This window comes from Streptomyces sp. NPDC047130 (genome assembly GCF_040643475.1).
Taxonomy (GTDB): domain Bacteria; phylum Actinomycetota; class Actinomycetes; order Streptomycetales; family Streptomycetaceae; genus Streptomyces.
In genome coordinates, this window is record NZ_JBEYUK010000035.1 from 29,846 (window position 1) to 37,446 (window position 7,601).

A 7,601-nucleotide genomic window follows, 5' to 3' on the forward strand; every position below is an offset into this window, starting at 1 on the left:
GTCGGCCTGGCCGGCGAGTGCGGGTGCGGACCGTGCGGACAGCGTCACCAGCACGGGGCGCGCGAGCTCGGGCGCCCCGGGCGCGTCGGGCACCGCGGCCGGTGCGGCCGGTGCGAGCTGGTCGGGCGCCTGCTCGATGATGACGTGCGCGTTGGTACCGCTCACGCCGAACGAGGACACGCCCGCGCGCCGCGGCCGTCCGGTCGACGGCCAGGGGCGGGCCTCGGTCAGCAGCGCCATGGCGCCGGCGGACCAGTCCACGTGCGGGGTCGGCCGGTCGGCGTGCAGGGTGCGGGGCAGCACCTCGTGGCGCAGCGCCTCGATCGTCTTGATGATGCCGCCGACACCGGCGGCGGCCTGCGCGTGGCCGATGTTGGACTTCACCGAGCCGAGCCACAGGGGCTGTTCCGGGTCGCGGCCCTGGCCGTAGGCGGCGAGCAGTGCCTCCGCCTCGATGGGGTCGCCGAGCCGGGTGCCGGTGCCGTGCGCCTCCACCGCGTCCACGTCGGAGGGCTCCAGCCCCGCCGACGCCAGCGCGGCGCGGATCACCCGCTGCTGGGAGGGCCCGTTGGGCGCGGTGAGCCCGTTGGACGCGCCGTCCTGGTTGACGGCGGAGCCGCGGACCAGGGCCAGCACGCGGTGGCCGTTGCGCACGGCGTCGGAGAGCCGCTCGACGAGGAGCATGCCGACGCCCTCGCTCCAGCCGGTGCCGTCCGCCTCCGCCGAGAAGGACTTGCAGCGGCCGTCGACGGACAGGCCGCGCTGGCGGGAGAACTCGGTGAAGATCGCCGGCGTGGCCATCAGGCTGACGCCGCCGGCCAGCGCCATGGTGCACTCGCCGTTGCGCAGCGACTGCACGGCCAGGTGCAGGGCGACCAGGGACGACGAGCAGGCGGTGTCCACGGTGACGGCCGGGCCCTCGAGCCCGTACGTGTAGGCGAGGCGGCCGGAGGCGACGCTGGTGGAGCTGCCGGTGAGGAAGTGGCCCTCGACGCCCTCGGGCAGGCGCACGCCCACTCCGTAGCCGGACGAGGCGGCGCCGACGAAGACGCCGGCCCGGCTGCCGCGCAGCTGGTGGGGGTCGATGCCCGCGTGTTCGAAGGTCTGCCAGGAGGTCTCCAGGAGCAGGCGCTGCTGCGGGTCCATCGCCAGCGCCTCGCGCGGCGAGATGTCGAAGAGGCCCGCGTCGAACTCGGCGGCGTCGGAGAGGAATCCGCCGGCGCGGGCGTAGGTGGTGCCGACGCGGTCGGGGTCCGGGTCGTACAGCGATCCCAGGTCCCAGCCGCGGTCGGTGGGGAACGGGCCGATGGCGTCGCCGCCTTCGGAGACCAGCCGCCACAGGTCCTCGGGCGAGCCCACCCCGCCGGGGAAGCGGCAGGCCATGCCGACGACGGCGATGGGCTCGTCGGCGGGGGCGGCGACGGTGGCGGCGACGGGCGCGTCGCCGCTGCCGGCGGTGAGGAGTTCACGCAGGTGGGCGGCGAGGGCGGCGGGGGTGGGGAAGTCGAAGACGAGGCCGGCGGGCAGTCGCAGCCCGGTGGCCGCGTTGACGCGGTTGCGGAGTTCGACGGAGGTCAGCGAGTCGAAGCCGAGTTCGCGGAAGACCCGGTCGGGGGCGACCGCGTCGACGCCGGAGTGGCCGAGGACGGCGGCGGCCTCGGCGCGCACCAGCCCGGTGAGCAGGCGGTGCTGTTCGGCGGCGGGGAGCGCGGCGAGGCGTTCGGCGAGCCCGGAGCCGCCGGTGACCGCGCCGGCGACGCGGCGGGCGGGCGCGCGGACGAGGCCGCGGAGCAGGGCGGGCACGGGCCGCAGTGTCCGGGCCGCGGACAGGTCGAAGCGCAGCGGGAGCAGGTGGGGCAGCCCGGTGTCGTGGGCGGCGTCGAAGAGGGTGAGCCCTTCGTCCGTGGTGAGCGCGCCGCCGACGCGGGTGGCGCGGGAGACACCGGTGGTGTCGAGGCCGCCGCTGATGGCGCTCTCCTCCGCCCACAGGCCCCAGCCGAGCGCGGTTCCGGCGAGTCCCCGGGCGCGGCGGTGCTGGGCGAGGGCCTCCAGGAAGGCGTTGGCGGCGGCGTAGTTGGCCTGGCCGGGTGAGCCGAAGGCGGAGGACGCCGAGGAGTACAGGGTGAACAGGGCCAGGTCGTGGCCGGCGGTCAGCTCGTGCAGGGCGAGCGCGGCGTGCGCCTTGGGGCGCAGGACCGCGGTGATCCGCTCGGGTGTCAGCGCGTCGACGACGCCGTCGTCGGCGACTCCGGCCGCGTGCACCACGCCGGTGAGGGGGTGCCGGGCGGGGAGGCCGGCCAGGAGTGCGGACAGTGCTTCCCGGTCGGCGACGTCGCACGCCGCCACCCGTACCTGTGCGCCGAGCGCGCCGAGCCGGTCGACGAGTTCCTGGGCGCCGGGCGCGGCGGGGCCGCTGCGGCTCACCAGCAGCAGGTGGCGGACGCCGTGCCGTTCGACCAGGTGGTGGGCGAGCCGCTGCCCGAGGACGCCGGTGCCGCCGGTGACGAGGACGGTGCCGTCCGGGTCGAGGGCGCGCGGGAGGGTGAGCACGTTCTTGCCGACGTGCCGGCCGGCGCCGACGTGGCGGAAGACGTCGGGTGCCTGACGGACGTCCCAGGTCCGCGCGGGCAGCAGGGTGAGGCTGCCGGCGCGGAACAGGTCGAGGACCTCCAGCAGCATCTGCTGGAGGCGGTCCGGTCCCGCGTCGCCGAGGTCGAAGGCGCGGTAGCTGCGGTCGCCGAAGGATTCCGGGTCGCGCAGGTCGGCCTTGCCCATCTCGACGAACCGGCCGCCGGGGGCGAGCAGCCGTGCCGAGGCGTCGATGAACTCGGCGGCCAGCGCGTTGAGGACGACGTCCACGCCGCGTCCGGCGGTGCGTTCGGCGAAGGCCGCCTCGAAGCCCAGGTCGCGGGAGGAGGCGAGGTGGGTGGTGTCCAGGCCGGTGGCCGCCCACTTCGCGGGCGAGGCCGTTCCGTACACCTCGGCGCCGAGGTGCCGTGCGATCTGTACGGCCGCCATGCCGACGCCGCCGGCGGCGGCGTGGATCAGCACCCGTTCGCCGGGCTCGAGGCCGGCCAGGTCCACCAGGGCGTAGTACGCCGTCAGGAAGGCCATCGGCACCGTCGCCGCGTCGGTGAACGTCCACTCCGGCGGCACCGGTGCGAGCATCCGCCGGTCGACCACGGCGAGGGGTCCGAAGCCGCCCGCGAAGAGGCCGAACACGCGGTCGCCGGGTGCGAGGTCGCCGACGCCGGGGCCTACCTCGACCACGACGCCGGCGCCCTCCGACCCCATCAGGGCCGACGGGTCGGGGTACTGCCCGAGCGCGATGAGCACGTCGCGGAAGTTGACGCCGGCCGCGCGGACCGCGACCCGCACCTCGCCCGGCGCGAGCTCCGCGGCCGTCCCGGGGGCGGGGGTGAGGGCCAGGTCGCGCAGGGATCCGGTCGCGCGGTCGGAGGTGAGCCGCCACGCCCCGGTGTCGGGGACGGCGAGGGCGCCGGACGCCGACGCGCGGGCCAGCCGGGGGGCGAGCAGGGCGCCGCCGCGCAGGGCGAGCCAGGGTTCGTCGCCGTGCGCGAGCGCGGCGAGCAGGGCGTCGTCGGGGGTGGTGTCGGCGTCCAGCAGCACGAACCGGTCGGGGTGTTCGGCCTGCGCGGAGCGCACGAGTCCGCCGACGGCCGCGCCGGACAGACCGGTGACGTCGTCGCCGGTCGCGGCGGCCACGGCGGAGCGGGTGACCAGCACCAGGCGGGAGCCGGTGAACCGTTCGTCGGCGAGCCATGCCTGGAGGCCGGCCAGGACCCCGGCGACGGCGGTGCCGACGGCGGCGGTGCCGGTGACGGCGGTGCCGGCGGCCACGTCCGCGTCCGGCACGGGCCAGGCGACGGCGTCGGGCGCCGGGCCGCTGTGCCCGGCCAGGAAGGCTTCGAGGCCGTCGGCGGCGGTGGCGAGGGTGCCGGTCCGCTCCGGCACGGGCACGGCCGTCCAGTCGAGGGTGAACAGCGAGTCGTGGCGCGGGCCGACGGCGGTCGCGGCGCGCAGGGTGAGCGACTCGACGGTGGCGACGGGGCCGCCCTCGGGGTCGCTGATCCGCAGCGTCCAGGTGTCCGTCCCGGTGGGCGCCAGGTGGACGCGGACCGTGGTGGCGCCGGTCGCGTGCAGGGTGGCGCCCTCCCAACCGAAGGGCAGCCCGGCCCGGTCGGGGTCGAGACCGGTCAGGTGCAGCGCCGCGTCGAGGAGGGCGGGGTGCAGTCCGCAGCGGCCGGCGTCGCGGTGGGCGGCGGCGGGCAGTTCCACATCGGCGTACAGTTCCTCGCCGGACCGCCAGGCGGCCTTGAGGCCCTGGAACACGGGGCCGTACGCGAAGCCGGCCGTGGCGGCCCGCCCGTAGAAGCCGTCGAGGTCCACCGGCTCGGCGTCCGGCGGCCACACCATCGGTGCGCCGGCCGGGTCGGCCGCGGTGGCGGCGAGGACGCCGACGGCGTGGCCGGTCCACTCCTCCTCGCCGTCGGGGCGCGAGTGGATCTCCAGGCGGCGGGTGCCGTCCTCGTTCTCGGCCCCGGCGCTGACCTGGATCTGCACGCCGCCGCGCGCGGGCAGCACGAGGGGCGCGGTGAGGGTGAGGTCCTCCACGGTGCCGCAGCCGACGTACTCCCCGGCCTGCCAGGCCAGTTCGACGAAGGCGGTGCCCGGAAGGAGGACGCTGCCGTGGATGGTGTGGTCGGTGAGCCAGCCGTGGGTGGCGGCGGTGATCCGGCCGGTGAGGAGCACCCCGCCGCCGGCGGCCAGCGACACGGCGGCCCCCAGCAGCGGGTGGCCGGCCGCGCCCAGCCCGGCGGACGTCAGGTCCCCGGTGCCGATGCGGGCGCTCGGCCAGTACGCCTGCCGCTCGAACGGGTACGTGGGCAGCTCCACGGGCCGGGCGCCGGCGGCGGCCAGGGGGGCCGACCAGTCGACGGGCGCGCCGTGGACGTGGGCGCGCGCGATGCCGTGGAGGAGGGCCGTGGCCTCGTCGCGGCCGGAACGCAGGGTGGGGACGGCGGTCACGTCGTCGACGATGTGCGGGAGAAGGGCGGACAGCGTGCCGTCCGGGCCGAGTTCGACGAAGCGGGTGGCTCCGGCCTGGTGGGCCCGGCCGACGGCGTCGGCGAACCGGACGGGCTCGCGGATCTGCCCGACCCAGTAGCCGGGGGTGGCCAGGTCGCCGGAGACGGTGGTCAGGACCGGGACGGTCGGGGCGTGGTACGTCAGCGACTCGGCGACGGCGGCGAACTCCGCCTGCATCGGCTCCATCAGGTGCGAGTGGAACGCGTGCGAGACGGTCAGCCGCTTCACGCGGACGCCCTCGGCGCGCAGGCGCCGCTCCAGCGCGTCGACCGCGTCGGCGTCACCGGAGACGGTGATCGAGGTGGGGCCGTTGACGGCCGCGAGGTCCACGCCGTCGGGCAGTTCCAGGCCGTCCTCGGCGACCTCGACGGCGAGCATGGCGCCGCCGGACGGCAGCGCGTCCATCAGCCGGCCGCGCGCCGACACCAGCCGGCAGGCATCGTCCAGGGACAGCACGCCCGCGCAGTGCGCGGCGGCCAGCTCCCCGATGGAGTGGCCGACCAGTACGTCCGGGGTGAGGCCCCAGGACTCCACCAGGCGGTACAGCGCCACCTCGACGGCGAACAGGGCGGGCTGCGTGTACGCGGTCCGCGCCAGCAGTTCGGCGTCGTTGCCGAACACCACGTCCCGCAGGGGCAGTTCGAGGTCGACCCGCGCGCACACCGCGTCGAAGGCCTCGGCGAACGCGGGGAACGCGTCGTGCAGCTCACGCCCCATCCCGACCCGCTGCGCGCCCTGACCGGAGAACAGGAACGCGGTGCGCCCGGGGACCACCATGCCGGACTCGGCCTCCGGCGGGACCGTGCCCTCGGCGAGCCCGGCGAGGGCGCGGAGCGCGTCGTCGTGTCCTGCCGCCAGCACCACGGTGCGGGCGGCCAGCGACGCGCGGGTGGTGGCCAGGGAGTGGCCGAGGTCGGCCAGCCGGGTCCCGGGCCGCTCGGTGAGGAGCGCGCGGAGACCGGCCGCCTGCTCGCGCAGGGAGCGCGGGGTGCGGGCGGAGAGCGGCAGCGGGATCAGCGGCGGCTCGGCGGCCGTGGGGGACGGCGCGGCGGGGGCCTCCTCGGACGCGGGGTCGGGCTCGGGGGCCTGCTCGAGCACGGTGTGCGCGTTGGTGCCGCTCACCCCGAACGAGGAGACGGCGGCGCGTCTGGTGCGGCCGGAGCCGGACCAGGTCCGGTTGTCGGCGAGCAGCCGGACGGCGCCGGCCGACCAGTCCACCTGCCGGGAGGGCCGGTCGGCGTGCAGGGTGCGGGGCAGCACGCCGTGCCGCAGCGCCATGACCGCCTTGATGACGCCGGCCACACCGGCGGCGGCCTGGGTGTGCCCGATGTTGGACTTGACCGATCCCAGCCACAGCGGCTGGTCGGCGGGACGGTTGCGGCCGTAGGTCGCGAGCAGTGCCTGCGCCTCGATGGGGTCGCCGAGGCGGGTGCCGGTGCCGTGCGCCTCGACCAGGTCCACGTCGGAGGGCGCCAGGCCCGCGGAGGCCAGCGCGTCGCGGATGACCCGCTGCTGGGAGGGCCCGTTGGGGGCGGTGAGGCCGTTGGACGCGCCGTCCTGGTTGACGGCCGAGCCGCGCACGACGGCCAGCACCTGGTGGCCGTTGCGCACGGCGTCCGAGAGCCGTTCGACCAGGAGCACGCCGACGCCCTCGCCCCAGCCGGTGCCGTCCGCGCCGTCGCCGAAGGCCTTGCAGCGGCCGTCGGCGGCCAGCCCGCGCTGGCGGCTGAACTCGACGAAGGCGGCGGGGGTGGCCATCACCGTGACGCCGCCCGCCAGCGCCATCGTGCACTCGCCCCTGCGGAGCGACTGCACGGCGAGGTGCAGCGCCACCAGGGACGCCGAGCAGGCGGTGTCCACGGTGAGGGCGGGGCCTTCGAGGCCGAAGACGTAGGAGAGGCGGCCGGACAGGACGCTCGCGACCGCACCGGTGGCGAGGTAGCCCTCGGCCGCCGCCGGGTCGGCGGCGAGCGCGGCGGCGTAGTCCTGGCCGTTGGTCGCGGCGAACACGCCGACGCGGCTGCCGCGCAGCGACTTCGGGTCGATGCCCGCGCGTTCGAAGGCCTCCCAGGAGGTCTCCAGCAGCAGCCGCTGCTGCGGGTCCATGGCGACGGCCTCGCGCGGCGAGATCTCGAAGAGCCCGGCGTCGAACTCGGCGGCGTCGTGGAGGAATCCGCCCTCGTGGGCGTAGCTGCCGCCCGGCCGCTCGGGGTCGGGGTCGAGCAGCGCGTCCAGGTCCCAGCCCCGGTCCGCCGGGAAGGGACCGATGGCGTCCCGGCCCTCGGTGACCAGCTCCCACAGCTGTTCCGGGGTGCGGACCCCGCCGGGGAAGCGGCAGGCCATGGCCACGATGGCGATGGGCTCGGTGTCCCGCTCCTCGTGTTCGCGCAGCCGCTGGTGCGCCTGTCGGAGCTCACCCGTGACGAACTTCAGGTGGTCGAGCAGCTTCTCTTCATTCGCCATCAGCGTGACTCCCAGCAGGCGGGACCGTA

The 7,601-nt window shown here is 76.6% G+C and carries 1 protein-coding gene (cut by a window edge); it reads right to left on the reverse strand.

Going from position 1 to position 7,601, the window contains the following annotated elements:
- On the reverse strand, window positions 1-7,572 hold the start of the coding sequence (locus ABZ836_RS27990; RefSeq protein WP_361146716.1) for a type I polyketide synthase. Its footprint begins 22,251 nt before the window's first position; only the first 7,572 of its 29,823 coding nucleotides appear in the window; it begins with the start codon at window positions 7,570-7,572; the stop codon falls past the left edge of the window.
- Window positions 7,573-7,601 lie beyond the last annotated feature (29 nt).